Origin of the sequence: Bradyrhizobium sp. 2TAF24, assembly GCF_052115025.1 — a bacterium.
Taxonomy (GTDB): domain Bacteria; phylum Pseudomonadota; class Alphaproteobacteria; order Rhizobiales; family Xanthobacteraceae; genus Bradyrhizobium_A.
On sequence record NZ_JBFRFW010000012.1, the window covers coordinates 152,978 to 168,414 of the forward strand.

Here is a 15,437-nt window from a genome sequence, read left to right on the forward strand (position 1 = left end):
ATGCTCGATCCCACCGCCCCGCAACTGATCGACATCCGCAATGTCTGCCGCTCGTTCCCCAAGGGCAGCGGCGAGGACCTGCTGGTGCTGGAGAACGTCGATCTCACCATCCGCTCCGGCGAGATCGTCGGCCTGCTGGGCCGCTCGGGCTCGGGCAAGTCGACCCTGCTGCGCATCATCGCCGGCCTGACCTCGCCGTCGTCCGGTGACGCCACCTGCCGCGGCGAAGTCATCAAGGGGCCGCCGCACGGCGTCTCCATGGTGTTCCAGTCGTTCGCGCTGTTTCCCTGGCTCACCGTGCTGCAGAACGTCGAGCTCGGGCTCGAGGCCCTCGGCGTCGAGCGCAGCGAGCGCCGCAAGCGCGCGCTCGCCGCCATCGACCTGATCGGCCTCGATGGTTTCGAGTCGGCCTATCCGAAGGAATTGTCCGGCGGCATGCGCCAGCGCGTCGGCTTCGCTCGCGCCCTCGTGGTGCATCCCGACCTCCTGCTGATGGATGAGCCGTTCTCGGCGCTCGACGTGCTGACCGCCGAGACGCTGCGCACCGATCTCGTCGACCTCTGGATCGAAGGCCGGCTGCCGATCAAGTCGGTGCTGATGGTGACCCACAACATCGAGGAAGCGGTGCTGATGTGCGACCGCATCCTGGTATTCTCGTCCAATCCCGGCCGCGTCGCCGCCGAGATCAAGGTCGACCTGCCGCATCCGCGCAACCGCCTCGATCCGGTGTTCCGCGCGCTGGTCGACAGCATCTACGCCCGCATGACCCAGCGCGCCGAGCCGCGCACGCCGACGGTCGAGGGCATCCAGGGCACCGGCGTCGGCATGGTGCTCAACCATGTGTCGTCGAACCTGATCTCGGGCCTGATCGAGACGCTGGCCGGCCCGCCCTACAACGGCCACGCCGACCTCCCCGTACTTGCGGAGAGCCTGCAGCTCGAGGCGGACGAACTGTTCCACCTCGCCGAAGCCCTGCAGCTGCTGCGCTTCGCCCAGCTCAGCGAAGGCGACCTGACGCTGACCGACGCCGGCAAGCGTTTCGCCAACCTCGAAACCGACGCGCGCAAGCGCCTGATCGCCGAGCACCTCGTCTCCTATGTGCCGCTGATCGGCCTGATCCTCCGCGTGCTCGACGAGCGCCCCTCGCACACCGCCCCCGCGGCGCGCTTCCGCAACGAGCTCGAGGACTACATGTCCGAGGACTATGCCGACGAGACGCTCAAGACCATCGTGTCCTGGGGCCGCTATGCCGAGCTGTTCGCCTATGACGAGCAGTCGGAGATGTTCAGCCTGGAGAACCCGCACTGAGGCGGGAGACGAGTTCGGAGCCAGGTGCGACGGGCTCTTTGAACTGCTACGTCTGATGGGCCTCGCCGCTATCTGAGACTCAGGGCGCTTCCACATCCTCAGCGTCATCACCGGGCCGACGCGAAGCGTCGAGACCCGGTGATCCAGCTTCAATACTCACGTGCACGGCAAGCAAGCTGGATTGCCGGGTCTTCGCCCGGCAATGACGCAGTGGGGGCTGTCAGCGCCGGAAATCAGCCATACGCCTGCGCGGGGTATAGGACCTCTCTGCACACCGCCACCGCTTAACGGCCCTCGCGCACTCCGCCATCTCCCACGAGCTGCTCCCGGAAGAACCGCACCACGCTCGCGTCGAAGTCACGGTGGAAGGCGACGCGGTCGAAGCCCGGCGGATCGATGCACAGGCGCGGCAGGGCGGCGGCGAACGCCGGCGAGCACGGCATGAGGAAAGCGAAGTGGCCGGCCGGCACGACATGGATCTCGGGTGAGCCCGGCAGCGCGCGCAACACGCGCGCGACGCCTTCCGGATCGATGCCGGTCCCCGCGGTGGACACCTCGGACCGCCAGACCTGCAGCGGGATGCGGATGCCGGCCAGGGCGTCCCGCGTGAACGCGCCGCTGTGGGCGGGGTCGGCGAGCACCGCGGCCTTGATCCGGGTGTCGCGTGCCAGGTCGTGCGGAACGTCGCCGCTGCGCACCTGCACGCAGAAAGGCGCGTCGTTCGTGCACAAGGATACCAGCCGCTGGTAGTCCGGCGAGGCGCCGATCAGCAACAGCCCAGTGAAGCCGCCCTTGGAGAAGCCGACGAAGCCGACGCGCGCGGGGTCAATGACCGCCCGGTCCTTCCAGTCGTGCAGCATGAAATCGAGCAGGCGCACGATATCCGCCGGGCGCGTGGCCCACACGGACAGCACGTCGCTCTGCGAGCGATCAAGGCCGTTGTCACCGGGATGGTTGATGACGGCGACCACGAAGCCGGCATCGGCGAGCGCCTCGGCCGTGTCCTGATGCATGGTGAACCAGCCGCCGTAGCCGTGGGAAAACACGATCAGCGGCAGCTTCGCGCCGGTGACGGCGCAATCCCTGACGCCCGCGAGCGTGATCGCGGGCATCGCCGCGAGCGCGCCGAGCGGAATGTCCTTCGCCTCGCCGGCGCAGGGATACCAGATGGCCCCGGTGAGGCGCGGATCGGAATCGAGGAGCTGGATACCAGCGGCCGGCGCACGCGAAACCAGGCAGCACAGGATGATCGCACAAGCCCAATACGTCTTGAGCACCACGAGCCGCCCCTCAATCTGACACCTGAGAAATGATCGAAGACGAACACCCCAGCCAAGCGACACCGCAATTGTGTCGAAAGTTGCGCGCCCGCCGTCGCGATGATCGGGACGGCGCAGCGTCACCGGCGAAACGCGCTCAGGTCACGAGCGGCAGCACGGCGCCGATGAGCACCGTGAGCGCGACACGGCTCTGTTCGCTGCCGGGCTTGTCGTAGTTGCCGCAGTTGATGCCGACCACGAGATCGAGGTCCGGCATCACGAACAGCCGCTGACCGCCCCAGCCGATGCCGCCGATCCAGTGATGCGGCTGGCCGGAGACAGCGATGTCGCCCATGTACCAGTGATAGCCATAGCTGCGGCGCTGGTCGATGGTCACGGTCTGCGTCGTGACCGTCCTGACCCACGCCTCCGGCACCAGCTGCCGGCCCTGCCAGTTGCCGCGGGCGAGCACCAGCTGCCCGACCTTGAGCATGTCGCGCGGCAGCAGGCGCAGCCCCGACGCCGCGATCGGCTCGCCGTCCCGGCCCGGCCCCCACACGACAGGGCCGAAGTCCATCGGACCGAACAGCATGCGCTGCGCATAGTCGAGCAGCGGCATGCCGGTGCCGCGCGCGATGAGGTGGCCGAGCAGCGCGGTCGCACCACCGCAATAGAGCCAGGCGCGGCCGGGCTCGGCGGCGATCGGCAGCGACAGGATGTAGCGATAGCGGTCCGGCGCATCGTCCATGGCGTTCTCGCTGTTGCGGGGATCGCCATAGGGAATGGTCAGTTCGTCCCACTGCAGCCCCAGCGTCATGCTGAGGACATGGGCGATGGTGATGCGGTCGCGCCCGGGCTCCGCCGCGAGATCAGCGTATTGCGGAAACTGGTCGTAGAGCCTGGCGTCGGGCGGCGGCACCTTGCCGTCCGCGAGCGCAATGCCATAGAGCAGGCCGACCACCCCCTTGGTGACCGAGCGCAGGTCATGGGGCACGTCGGGCGCAAACGCCACCGTGCCGAGGTTGCGCCCTCTGCGGTCGACATCCGTGCCCGGCTGATAGTGCTCGAAGATGATCCTGCCATGCTGCGACACCAGCACCGCATGCAGGCCGGACAGCTTGTCATGCTCCGCCACCATCGCGAGGCGCTGCTCGAAATCGGCGGCGGCCGGCGCGGCGGCGACGCGGTGCCGCGAGGCGTCCGTCACGGTCGCCGTCGCGCCAAGGGCCATGGAGCCGAGAAACGTCCGACGGTCGAAGCGCATGGTGCATCCTGCTGGCTGGCCCGTCCGTGCAGGAGCTGTCGCGTCCAACATCCCGTCTCGCGTCCGGCAGGCGTAACTATCGCACTTCCCCACGAGGTTGAGAAGCGGGATCGGCGGACGCGCCGCACCGCTGTCGCGGCGGCGTCACAGCCGCACGCCCGCCTGCAGCGCTCAATGCTTGTGTGGCAGGACGTGCCGACAGATCTTCATGGCGTCCGGCGGCGCGAGGCGGTCGAACAGCTGTGACAGCTGGATGTCGTCCATGGCGTCGTTGGGCAGCTCGCGCGGCAGCGCCACCGGCAGCCGCAGCCGGCCGCCGCCGGGCACCCGGGTGACCAGGATGCGCCAGCTCATGCCGAGCGGCGGCACCCCGAGCGGATCGAACGATTCGAACGGCACGAGGTCACGCAGCCGGTGCACCCGGCCCGCGTTCTTCTCGAACCAGACGTGATCGACGTCCGCGGCCGGGCCCGGCATCTCCGGATCCGCGGCGTCAGCGGCGGGCGCGTCGGGAGGATTGGAAATCTTCATGTCCGCGGCCTCCTTGTTCGATCAGCAGACCACGCCAGCAGATGTGGGGCCGAAACATGCCGCCGTCAACGGGGGCGGCGCGCCGATCACGGCGGCGGTGAATAGTCCGTCAGATGCAGCAGGCGGTCCTGAATGCTGCCAACCATCACGCCATCGGTTGCCGCCGTCCGGGTCTTGATCTCGGACCACTCGTGGTCGGCCATGAAGTCCGCCCAGCGCGCCGTCAGCGTCGCCTCATCAGGCCATTGCAGCAGATAGACGAACTCGGTGCGCCCGGCGGTGCGCGCCTCCCACATCGCCACGATGTGAAAGCCATGGCGCGCCATGATGCGCGCGGCGTGGTCGCGGAAGCGGGCATGGAACGCGGCCTTGTTGTGCTCGAATATCTCGTAGATGCGAAGCTGATGAATCATGACGTTCGATGTCGCTGGATAGGCCGCGGTCGCGGCGGCGGGGCGAAGGAGTTGCGCGAGGGCAATCAGGGCCGGCGCGAGGTCACGACGGGTCAACAATGCACGGGCGGGCGGCATCAACGATCGTAGCCTCCGATCAACTCCGGGCACGATGGTGGCGTCGCCAGCGCGGGCTGTAAAATATCTTATTCGGTCGCCAGTGAGACGGTGCGCGTCTCAGCGGCGGCGACCTGCCTGACGGTGGCGAGGAACGCAGTGCGCACCGGGGAGGCGCGCGAGCCGGTCCAGCCGGCGACGAGATCGACATGGGTCATGCTGCTGGGCGCATCGACCGCAAGCGGGCGGAACGTGACGCCGTCGCGGCGCCCGCGCATCAGCGCACTGGGCACCAGCGCGACACCGAGCCCGCCGGCCACGAGGCCGACAATGGTCGGCATCTGCCGCGCCTCCTGCACGATGCGCGGCGAGAACCCGGCGAGGCGGCACAGGCCGATGATCTGGTCGTAAAAACCCGCGCCCTTGTCGCGCGGCGAAAACACAAAACCCTCGCCGGCAAGGCGCTGCAGCGGCACCGTACGCAGCCGCGCCAGCGGATGATCGTCGGGCAGCGCCACCACGATCGGCTCCTGCGCGACGCGCTCGAACGAAAGACCGGGCGTCGGCACACCCGGCCAGCGCATCAGCCCGAGATCGGCCGTGCCGTCGCGCAGCGCCTCGACCTGCTCGAAGCTGGTCGCCTCCTGCAGCGCGAGCTCGACGTCCGGATAAGTCTCGCGGAACGCGCGCAGCACGCCGGGCAGGAGGTCGTAGGCGGCGGATTCGAGGAAGGTCACCGCAAGCCGCCCGGCGACGCCAGCCGCGACGCGGCGGGCGTGGTCGGCGCCGTCGGTGAGCTGCGCCAGCGTACGCCGCGCGGTATCGAGAAAGGCGACACCAGCCGGCGTCAGCGTGACGGCGCGGCGGCTGCGCGTGAACAGCGGCACGCGCAGTTCCTTCTCCAGCCGCCGGATCGCCTGGCTGAGCGGCGGCTGCGCCATGTTCAGGCGCTGGGCCGCACGGTGAAAATGCAGTTCCTCGGCGACCGCGATGAACTGGCGAAGCAGGCGGGTTTCGATCATCACCTGCAATACTAGAGCGTTTTCGAGCGAAGTGGATACCGGTTGGCGTGACGAAAACGCGTCAAAACAAAAATGAGAGCACGTTCGCGTTTCAAAAGCGAACGCGCTCCAGGGCGCGCCCCGGCCAGTAAATCCAGTGCCGGCCGGTTTCGACGGCGACGGCCGGTGACGGCTCAGAACATGGTGTTGGCGTTCGCCGCCGTCTCCGGCACGTCCTGGCGCACGTCCCAGTGCTCGACGATCTTGCCGTTGTCGAGGCGGAAGATGTCGACGATGGCGGCGCCGCGCGTGCCCGGCTCGCGCACCGCATGCACATGCAGGATGACATAGTCGCCGTCGGCGAACACCCGCTTGATCTCGCTGTGCGAGTTCGGGAACTTGGTGCGCAGCATCTCGATGAAGGCCTTGAAGCCGGCGATGCCGTCCGGCGCGGTCGGATTGTGCTGGACGTACTGCGCGCCGAAATAGGCTGCCGCGGCGTCGAAGTCCTTCTGGTTCAGCCCCTTCTCGTAGAACGCCACCACGGCCTTCTTGTTGGCCTCGAGCTGCGCCGCATCCGCCGCGCGCGCCGGCAAGGCCTGGCCGGCGAGCGCGACAAGCGCCGCCGCGCCGATGATCAAGCGTCGTGTCATGATGATCTCCCCCAGATGGTTGCAGGTGAATGCGGCTGGTGAAAGCGGCGTCGCGCTGCCCACCTGTGATGTCCGAGCCATCACGGCAACACAACCGGCCTGCTCACGAAGTTGTTGCTTGCGACGCCGCCCCGTCGACGTCAAGACAGGGCGGAGAGACCAAGTAAGCGCCGGGTAATCGCGTTTTCCAATCGCGCGTCGCCGTTTGCGACGCGGCGTCGTCGTTCGTGGCATTGCCTGGTCGTTTGCGACAATGCGCGGCCTTGTGATCGCGGCGCATGCGGGCCAGAGCAGGCGCCGTTGCCGCCATCGGAGCATCAGGATCATGCCGAAGTTCTTCTTCAACACCCGCGTCGGCGACGACCTCGTGCGCGATCCGGACGGCATCGTGCTGCGCGACGCCGACCAGGTCTGGGAGGTGGCGCGCACCACCATCCGTGAGCTGTTGCGCGGCGAGGGCCAGCCGCGCCACCTGCTCGCCGCCTCGCTCGAGGTCACCGACCGCGACGGGCAGGTGGTGCTGGAATTTCCGTTCTCCGAAGCCCTGTTCGATCCCTCGGCGGAAGACACCGTGAAGCACTGACCGCCGCTGCCGCCGCAATCTTTTATTCACCATGTTATCGAACGGGGGCCGATGGCCGCCCGGCGCCAACCGTTCATCACGGCCAGCACAACCGCCTCTCCTGGCCACACCGATGCCGCATGCAGTGCCCCGCTCCGAACGCCTCGGAGAAAATTTTCCTTCAATGAAGATGACCGGTGGCCGAATGCCGCTACAAAGCCGCCCCGGGCTGGCACACCAGTCCGCGAGTGGCGGCCACCCCTGCAACCTGCAGCTGATGAGCGGCTTGAAAAACGCCACCGAGTTGTGCTTGGTGCGTTGGCTCAACGCCCCCGCTTCCGCTGACCGTCGAGGCATCATGCTCCGAACGCGCTGGATTATGCTCGCCGTGCTGTTCATCGCGCGCACGGCGATGGCCCTGCAATTCCAAACGGTCGGCTCCAGCGCACCGTTGCTGGTCGGTCAGCTCGGCCTGTCCTATGCCGACATCGGCACGCTGATCGGGCTCTATCTCCTGCCCGGCGTCGTCATCGCCCTGCCCGGCGGCCTGCTCGGCCAGCGCTTCGGCATCAATGTCGTGCTCGGCGGCCTCGTGCTGATGGTGATCGGCGGCGTCATCACCGGCTTTGCCACCACGCTCGGCATGCTGTCGCTCGGCCGCCTCGTCAGCGGCACCGGCGCGGTGCTGCTCAACGTGCTGCTGACCAAGCTGCTGGCCGACTGGTTCACCGACCGCAGCGTCACCGCGGCGCTGGCGATCCTGGTGACGAGCTGGCCGCTCGGCATCGGCGCCGGCCTTGCCGGCGGTCACGCCGTCGCCGGCACGTTCGGCTGGCCGACGCTGATGATGGCCGGCGCGGCATTCTCGCTCGCCAGCCTTTTGCTGCTGGTCGCGGTCTATCGCACGCCACCCGGCGCATCCGCCGGGCGCGCGCCGACGCTGCTGCCGCGGCTCAGCGCCTATGAGATCACCATGTCGCTGGTCGCCGGCGCGATCTGGGCGGTCTACAATGTCGGCTTCATCGTGCTGATCAGCTTCGCGCCGGAATTTTTCGTCGCGCGCGGCTATTCGCTGGCGCAGGCGAGCGGCCTCGTCAGCCTGCTGGGCTGGTTCCTGGTGCCGATGATCGTGGTCGGCGGCCTGCTCACCGCCCGCACCGGCCGCCCCAACCTCCTGATGGCCGGCGGCTTCATCATCGCCGCGATCACCGCGGCGGCGCTGCCGGTGGCCGGCCTGCCGGCACTGCTGTTCATCGTCATCGCGCTCGCGGCGGGCCTGCCGGCCGGCCCGATCATGACGCTGCCGGTCGAGGTGCTGCGGCCGGAAAACCGCGCCGCCGGCATGGGCCTCTACTTCACCTGCTACTATGGCGGCATGGCGGTGCTGCCGGCCTTCGCCGGCTCGCTGCGTGACCTCAGCGGCACCACCACCGCGCCGCTGCTGTTCGCCGCCGCCATGATGGTGATCGCGCTGGCGCTGCTGGTGATCTTCCGCGGCATGCAGCGCACCGACACAGCGGCGCTGCCGCCGGGCGCGGCCACGGAAAAGCTGAAAGGCTGATCGACTGCAAGGCCGATCGCGGCGGTCCGCGGTCAGGCCGCGCGACCGCCGCGGAACATCGCGTTACGGGCAGGGATGCCGACGGCCGTCGTGGCCGAGATAGGTGCCGCTCGCCGGATCGTAGGAGCGGAAGCGGCGGATGCAGTACTCCTCGTCGCCGCCCGGCGGCGGCGCACCGTAATAGGCCGGCCCCGGCGCGTAATAGCCGGGCGGATAGCCATATGGCCCATAGCCGTAGCCATAACCGTAAGGCGCGGCGAGCGCGCCGCCGATCAGCGCTCCGGCAATGATGCCGCCGGCGACCGGCCCGCCCCATCCCCAGCCGCGACCGCGCCAGTACACGTTCTCCACAAGACCGGAGGCCACGGCCTTCTGCGGTGGCTGACCAATCATCGGCGCCGCCGACGCCTGGCCGAGCGGCATCGCCAGACTTGCCGTCACCGCCAATGCGGCAGCGAGATGCCCCGACCGGATCCACATGTTCATACGCGTTGCTCCATGGCTGTCCGCCCCCCAACGGCAAGGGTAGCCAAATCGGCAGAGCCTGTCAGATCAACTTTTACCCGGTGATGCCGCCATCATCTTCGCATGATGTCCACTGGCGACGTGGATGATGCGACCGCATCGTCCCGTTAGCGCCAGCCGTCGCGGATCGCCACGGTACGCCGTCGGCGTCATGGCACCGGTATTTTGGTCCGGCGCGTCCTCAGCAGGATACGCGGGCCGGCACCTTCCTCAGCAAGGCGGTCGTTCGGATTGCGTAAGGGACAGTCCTTCAGCGACAGGCAGCCGCAACCGATGCAGCCGTTGAGCTGGTCGCGCAGCTGGGTCAGCGCCTCGATGCGGGCGGCGAGCGTCGCGGCCCAGTCCTTCATCGCCCGCGACCAGTCGCGCGCGCTCGGCATGCGGTCTGCCGGGATCGCGGCGAACGCCTGTTTGACGTCGGCGAGCGGAATGCCGGCACGCTGCGCGATGCGGATGATCGCGACGCGGCGCAGGATGCCGCGGTCATAGCGGCGCTGGTTGCCCGCCGTGCGCCGGCTCGTGATCAGGCCCTTGCTCTCATAGAAGTGCAGCGTCGACACCGCGACGCCGCTGCGCATCGCGACCTCGCCGACCGACAATTCGCGCGCCGGCTTTTTGGCCATGTTGTACTCGCGTTCCACGCTGCGTCTCCGGACCCAGCTCGACCTCAACTAATATTGAGGTTCTATATCTGCTGCCGGTTTGCATTGCGCAAGCGCTCGGTGCGTCCGTCGTTGACGGCCCGGTGTTTTGCCGCCATATAAAGGGCATGAACAAGCTGCTTCCAGCCGCACTGACCACCACCGCGACCGCTCACGGCGGATCGCCAGCTGGTTGCGCGCGCTAAGAATAAGCGTTCTTCACCCAGAACAGGCCCCGCCGGCGACGGACGGGGCCTGTTCTGTTTGTGCCGATCCCCGTCCGCGCTTTTTCTCCCCACAAGGAAACAAAGCCATGGACGATCTCGACCACAGACATCTCGGTGTCAAACTCAAGCTCTGGCATGTGCAGGATGATGCGCCCGGCATGGTGTTCTGGCATCCGCGCGGCCACGCGATCTACCGCGTGCTGGAGGATTATCTGCGGCGCAGGATGCGCGGCGCCGGCTATGCCGAAGTCCGCACGCCACAGCTGCTCCCGCAGGCGCTGTGGAGCCGCAGCGGTCACTGGGACAAGTTCGGCGACAACATGTTCCGGGTCGACGACGGCGATCTGGTGATGGCGCTGAAACCGATGTCGTGTCCGTGCCATGTGCAGATCTTCAACCGGAGACTGCGCTCGTGGCGGGAACTGCCGATCCGCTATGCCGAGTTCGGCGCCTGCCACCGCAACGAGCCGTCCGGTTCGCTCCACGGCATCATGCGGACGCGCGCCTTCGAGCAGGACGACGCCCATGTGTTCTGCCGTGAACAGGATGTCGCGGGCGAAGTCGCAGGCTTCATCGCCCTGCTGGACGAGGTCTACCGCGATCTCGGCTTTTCCGAATACGACGTGGCGCTGGCGACGCGGCCGGCCGTGCGCGCCGGCGACGACGCCGCATGGGACCGGGCGGAGATGCAGCTCGGCGATGCCGCGCGGCAATGCGGCCTCGCGCCTCAGATCAATCCCGGCGAAGGCGCGTTCTACGGACCGAAGCTGGAATTCGCGCTGCGCGACCGGCTGGGACGATCCTGGCAATGCGGCACGGTGCAGCTCGACAGCGTGCTGCCGGAGCGGCTCGGCGCGTCCTATGTCGCGGCTGACGGCAGCCGCGCGATCCCGCTGATGATCCATCACGCCATCTTCGGATCGCTCGGTCGCATGATCGCAATCCTGCTCGAGCACCATGGCGGCGTGCTGCCGTTCTGGCTGTCGCCGGACCAGGTCGCGGTTGCGCCGATCTCGCAGGATCACGCCGGCTACGCTGCGGACGTTGTCGCCGCGTTCGAGAACGCGGGACTGCGCGCCATCGCCTATGACGGCGCCGACACCCTGTCGCGGCGCATCGTCGAGGCGCGGGACATGGCAGTGCCGGTGATGGCGATCATCGGCGCGCGCGAGATGAAGAACGGCCGGGTGACCCTGCGCGAGCGCGACGGCGCGCAGGCCGACGTCCCCCTGGCTGAGGCGGTGGCGCGGCTGAAGGAGAGAACGCGGCACGGCTAGATGCCGTGCCGGCAACTGTCTGCGAACGATAGACCCGGGTTCTATAGCTCACGTTTTCCGGCATTCTTGAGCGATAGGATCCCTACCCGTCGAACCCGACGAACACCGTGGCTTCCTCGACCGACTTGCGCTCGGACACGACCGCATTGGCCGGGAAGGTTTCGTCCGGCCAGCCCAGCGCGATGCTCTTCATGATGACCTGGTCGTCGGCGATGCCGGCATGCTCGCGCACCACCGGCGACTGCATGATGCCCTGGCTGTTGATCACGGCGCCGAGGCCGCGCGACCACGCGGCATTGACAAGAGCAGTCGCCACCGCGCCGCAGTCGAACGGCGTATCGTCGCTGCCGTCCAGCACACGATCATACGTCACGATGATGCACACCGGCGCGTCGAACTGGCGGAAGCCGCGCAGCACCCAGTCCTGCCGCATCTCCTTGTCGTCGCGCGCGATCCCCATCGCGGAGAACAGCTGCTTGGCGACGCCGACCTGGCGGTCGCGGTGCTGGCCGGTGAAGGCCTGCCCGGTGCGGAACTCGCGCGACTGCGGAATGCCTGCCACCATGCGCTCGGTGTTGCCGGCGCGAATGCGGTCGAGCGGCTCACCGGTGACGACGTAGAAGTTCCAGGGCTGGGTGTTCATCGACGACGGCGCACGCATCGCCAGGGTGATGATTTCCTCGATCAGGGCCCTCGGCACCGGATCCGGCTTGTAGCCACGGATGCTGCGGCGGCCGAGAATCACGTCGTCAAATTGCATAGGCTTGAAATTCCTCACTGAGACCTGAAGCTCGCCCGATATTTGCGGCGGACGAGGCTGCGCGCAAGACGGGATATTCCGCTCGGCAGACGGCCTGCCGGAATCTGTTCTGCCTGTCGGCGCGGCGGCCATGGCAGGCGCAAAGGGCGATCGCTATGTGTCTTTTTGGGGGTGACCCGCTGTATATAGTAGGTTGAGGTGGATCGCACCGACCTCCCGTGGACGCCATGCGCTGGAGGGCATGGCGCTTCCGCCGCCATTGCCGTAAAGGATCGCCATCCAGCCGCCACGTGCGGCTCTCCGTGTTCCGGGCTCGCAGCCTCAGGTCCCCCCGGCACGACGTTTCCGGCCTGAACCAGTCAAGGTTTCTCCTCTTGTCATTTTCGACCACCAGTCCGTCGCTCGCCCGCGCGCTCGCCGAGCGCAACTACGACCAGCCCACCCCCGTGCAGAGCGCCGTGCTCGCTGATGACGCCGCAGGCCGCGATCTGCTGGTCTCGGCCCAGACCGGCTCGGGCAAGACCGTCGCCTACGGCCTTGCCATGGCCAGCGACGTGCTCGGCGACGCCGAGCGCTTCGAAGCCGCCGGTGCACCGCGCGCCCTGATCGTCGCGCCGACCCGCGAACTCGCCCTCCAGGTCCAGCGCGAACTGTCCTGGCTTTACGAGCACGCGGGCGGCCGCATCGTCGCCTGTGTCGGCGGCATGGATCCGCGCCGCGAGCAGCGCGAGCTCGCCGCCGGCGCGCACATCGTCGTCGGCACGCCCGGCCGGCTGTGCGATCATCTGCGGCGCGGCCGCCTCGACGTCTCGGAATTGACCGCCGTCGTCCTCGACGAGGCCGACGAGATGCTCAACCTCGGCTTCCGCGAAGACATGGAGTTCATCCTGCAGGCGACGCCGGAAACGCGCCGCACCCTGCTGTTTTCAGCGACCTTCCCGCGCGGCATCGTCGCGCTGGCGAAACAGTATCAGCGTGACGCGCACCGCATCGAGGTCGCCGGCGACGAAGGCGGCCATGCCGACATCGAGTATCGCGCGCTGCGCATCGCGGCCGGCGACGTCGAGCACGGCGTCGTCAACGTGCTGCGCTATTTCGAGTCGCCGAGCGCGCTGGTGTTCTGCAACACCCGCGAGGCGGTGCGGCATCTGCAGGCGGCGCTGCTCGAGCGCGGCTTTTCCGTGGTGGCGCTGTCCGGCGAGCTGACGCAGAACGAACGCACGCGGGCGCTGCAGGCGCTGCGCGACGGCCGCTCCCGCGTCTGTGTCGCCACCGACGTCGCCGCGCGCGGCATCGACCTGCCGAGCCTCGACCTCGTCATCCATGCCGACCTGCCGAACGATCCCGAGGTGATGCAGCATCGCTCGGGCCGCACCGGCCGCGCCGGCCGCAAGGGCGTCAGCGTGCTGCTGGTGCCGCCGGCGCGGCGGCGGCGCGCGGAGCTGCTGCTGGATCTGTCCGGCGTCGAGGCGATCTGGGGCGCCGCGCCCCAGGCCGACGAGATCCGCCGGCGCGACCAGGAGCGCATGCTGCAGGACGCGATGTTCACCGACGAGACCACGCCCGACGACCTCGTGCTGGCGCAGGCGCTGCTCGCCGAGCGCTCGGCCGAGGACATCGCCACCGCGCTGGCGCGGCTCTATCGCGCACGGCTGCCCTCCCCCGAGGATGTGCTCGATCCCGGCGAGGGGCGCGGCAAGGAGCGCACCAGGGACCGTGACCGCCCGCGCGACGATCGCCCGCCGCGCGGCGACGATCGGGAGGACCGCCCCCGGCCGAAAGCCGGCAAGGCGCGCCATGGCATGACCGAGGCGACCGTCTGGTTCCGCGCCGCCATCGGCCGGCGCAAGAACGCCGAGGCGCGCTGGCTGCTGCCGATGATCTGCCGCCGCGGCGGCATCGACCGCCAGGACATCGGCGCCATCCGCATTCACGACACCACCACCGAGTTCGAGATCTCCGAGCGGGTGGCGGAGGACTTCGCCGCCAAGGTCAAGCGCCCCGACAAGGAAGACAGCATCCGCATCGAGCCGCTGACGGGCGCGCCCGCCGGGCCGGTGGTCGACGACGTCATCCCGTGGGGCGATCGGCCCCCCGCGCCGCGACGTCCGGCCGACGAGGACCGCGGCACGCGCCGCCGCGACGATGGGCAGCGAGACGCGCCGCCGCCGAAGCATCGCGGCAAGTCGTATGACAAGGCCTATGACAAGTCCGCCGACAAGCCGCGCGACGCGTTCCGCGACGACAAGCCTCGTCGTCCGAAATTTCGCGACGACAGGTTTGCCGACGACGCAACCGGCCGCGGCGCATTCCGTGACGACAAGCCTGCGCGCGACGACAGGCACGGTGAAAGATCTCGCGGTGACGAACCCCGTCGCAGCAAGCCGTATCGTGACAAGCCGCACCGCGACGGCGACTCGGCATTCTCCGAAAAGCCCGCCTTCAAGACGAAAAAGCACGGCGACGGCGGCGCAGCGTTCTCCGACAAGCCGTCGTTCAGCAAGACCAAGCCCGCTTTCGGCAAGAAGAAGCACCGCGACAAGTCCGCGCCGGCCAAGGGCGGCCACGGCAAGAAGCCAAAGCAGCGGACGCGGCGCTGAGTGTCACCACGCCATCAGGCGCACGGGCGCCTGATGGTAACGATAGTTGCGGGCGTGGAGGGCTGCTCCAGTATGAGATACAGTTGCTACGAAGAGGGGTCCTGAAGCCGGGGAGACAATGGAGCTGCAATGTTACTGATTGGGGTAAATCGGTCACCATTTACGCGGCGCGTTGCAATCACACTCAATATTTACGGTGTGCCGTTTGAGCAGCGGGCACTCTCGGGCTTCGACAATCGCACCGAGGTACGAACCAGCAATCCGCTCGGCCGCATACCGGCTCTGATACTTGATAACGGCGAAACACTGATCGACAGCAACGCGATCATCGATCATCTCGACGAAGCATATGGTGAGGATCGGCCGTTGATACCGCGCGAGGGTGCCGATCGCCGCGCAGTGCTAAAGGTCGCCGCGATCATGATGGGAGCCTGCGAGAAGTGCCTTCATGCCGCCTACGAGCGTAACCGGCGCCCTCCCGAGAAACAGTATCAGCCATGGATTGACGACTGCTTGGCTCAGGTTAAGAACGCCCTCGTCGCTGTCGATGAGACGATTGCCCCCAACAAGCGATATGTGCTGCTGGATCGCCTCACCCAGGCAGATGTGACGGCTGTCATCGCCGAACGCCTCGCCCGTGCGCGCGGCATCGATACCGACGCGCAGACGCCGCGCCTGCGCGACTTGACCAGAAGACTCGCGGAAGAGCCCTTCTTCCACGTAACGGAGCCATGACCCCCGCGGTGAACATGATACAAA

Annotated in this window: 15 protein-coding genes; 6 read left to right on the forward strand and 9 right to left on the reverse strand. The window is 67.8% G+C overall.

Going from position 1 to position 15,437, the window contains the following annotated elements:
- On the forward strand, window positions 1-1,308 hold the full coding sequence (locus AB4Z37_RS19505) for an ABC transporter ATP-binding protein (protein ID WP_441518396.1): 1,308 nt from the start codon (window positions 1-3) through the stop codon (window positions 1,306-1,308).
- A gap of 284 nt (window positions 1,309-1,592) precedes the next feature.
- Here the strand turns inward: AB4Z37_RS19505 and AB4Z37_RS19510 are convergent, their stop codons facing one another.
- From AB4Z37_RS19510 to AB4Z37_RS19535, 6 genes are all read right to left on the reverse strand, one after another.
- Window positions 1,593-2,711 carry an alpha/beta hydrolase family protein gene (locus AB4Z37_RS19510; protein ID WP_441518397.1) on the reverse strand — a complete coding sequence of 373 codons (1,119 nt, stop codon included), beginning with the start codon at window positions 2,709-2,711 and terminating at the stop codon, window positions 1,593-1,595.
- A gap of 13 nt (window positions 2,712-2,724) precedes the next feature.
- A complete protein-coding gene (locus tag AB4Z37_RS19515) occupies window positions 2,725-3,831 on the reverse strand; it encodes a serine hydrolase domain-containing protein (protein ID WP_441518398.1) in 1,107 nt (368 codons plus the stop codon).
- Window positions 3,832-4,002: 171 nt separating this feature from the next.
- The gene (locus tag AB4Z37_RS19520) at window positions 4,003-4,362 is read right to left on the reverse strand and encodes a hypothetical protein (RefSeq protein ID WP_441518399.1); all 360 of its coding nucleotides are present in this window, start codon (window positions 4,360-4,362) and stop codon (window positions 4,003-4,005) included.
- An 86-nt stretch (window positions 4,363-4,448) separates the two neighbouring features.
- Window positions 4,449-4,775: an NIPSNAP family protein gene (locus AB4Z37_RS19525; RefSeq protein WP_441518400.1), complete on the reverse strand. Its 327-nt coding sequence runs from the start codon at window positions 4,773-4,775 to the stop codon at window positions 4,449-4,451.
- Between the two features lie 185 nt (window positions 4,776-4,960).
- Window positions 4,961-5,893, reverse strand: a complete 933-nt coding sequence (locus AB4Z37_RS19530; protein WP_441518401.1) for a LysR family transcriptional regulator — start codon at window positions 5,891-5,893, stop codon at window positions 4,961-4,963.
- Between the two features lie 173 nt (window positions 5,894-6,066).
- Window positions 6,067-6,525: a nuclear transport factor 2 family protein gene (locus AB4Z37_RS19535; protein ID WP_441518402.1), complete on the reverse strand. Its 459-nt coding sequence runs from the start codon at window positions 6,523-6,525 to the stop codon at window positions 6,067-6,069.
- Window positions 6,526-6,850: 325 nt separating this feature from the next.
- On the opposite strand from AB4Z37_RS19535, the gene AB4Z37_RS19540 reads away from it, so the two are divergent.
- Together AB4Z37_RS19540 and AB4Z37_RS19545 are read left to right on the forward strand one after the other, a co-directional pair.
- Window positions 6,851-7,108, forward strand: coding sequence for a DUF6894 family protein (locus tag AB4Z37_RS19540; protein ID WP_441518403.1), 258 nt, complete (start codon window positions 6,851-6,853; stop codon window positions 7,106-7,108).
- A 337-nt stretch (window positions 7,109-7,445) separates the two neighbouring features.
- Window positions 7,446-8,648, forward strand: a complete 1,203-nt coding sequence (locus AB4Z37_RS19545; protein WP_441518404.1) for an MFS transporter — start codon at window positions 7,446-7,448, stop codon at window positions 8,646-8,648.
- A gap of 63 nt (window positions 8,649-8,711) precedes the next feature.
- Here the strand turns inward: AB4Z37_RS19545 and AB4Z37_RS19550 are convergent, their stop codons facing one another.
- Window positions 8,712-9,134 (reverse strand): BA14K family protein, encoded by a 423-nt coding sequence (locus AB4Z37_RS19550; protein WP_441518405.1) that lies wholly within the window; start codon window positions 9,132-9,134, stop codon window positions 8,712-8,714.
- 188 nt (window positions 9,135-9,322) lie between these two features.
- Window positions 9,323-9,796, reverse strand: a complete 474-nt coding sequence (gene soxR, locus AB4Z37_RS19555) for a redox-sensitive transcriptional activator SoxR (protein WP_441518406.1) — start codon at window positions 9,794-9,796, stop codon at window positions 9,323-9,325.
- 331 nt (window positions 9,797-10,127) lie between these two features.
- Between soxR and thrS the strand changes: the two genes are divergently transcribed.
- The gene (gene thrS / locus AB4Z37_RS19560; protein WP_441518407.1) at window positions 10,128-11,318 is read left to right on the forward strand and encodes a threonine--tRNA ligase; all 1,191 of its coding nucleotides are present in this window, start codon (window positions 10,128-10,130) and stop codon (window positions 11,316-11,318) included.
- Window positions 11,319-11,400: 82 nt separating this feature from the next.
- On the opposite strand, the gene AB4Z37_RS19565 is transcribed toward thrS, so the two are convergent.
- The gene (locus tag AB4Z37_RS19565; protein WP_441518408.1) at window positions 11,401-12,078 is read right to left on the reverse strand and encodes a nitroreductase; all 678 of its coding nucleotides are present in this window, start codon (window positions 12,076-12,078) and stop codon (window positions 11,401-11,403) included.
- Window positions 12,079-12,452: 374 nt separating this feature from the next.
- Here AB4Z37_RS19565 and AB4Z37_RS19570 point away from each other — a divergent pair, with 374 nt between their 5' ends.
- Both AB4Z37_RS19570 and AB4Z37_RS19575 read left to right on the forward strand, forming a co-directional pair.
- A complete protein-coding gene (locus AB4Z37_RS19570; RefSeq protein WP_441518409.1) occupies window positions 12,453-14,678 on the forward strand; it encodes a DEAD/DEAH box helicase in 2,226 nt (741 codons plus the stop codon).
- Window positions 14,679-14,807: 129 nt separating this feature from the next.
- Entirely contained in the window at window positions 14,808-15,413 is a 606-nt protein-coding gene (locus AB4Z37_RS19575; RefSeq protein WP_441518410.1) for a glutathione S-transferase family protein, read from the forward strand.
- The last annotated feature ends 24 nt before the right edge of the window (window positions 15,414-15,437 follow it).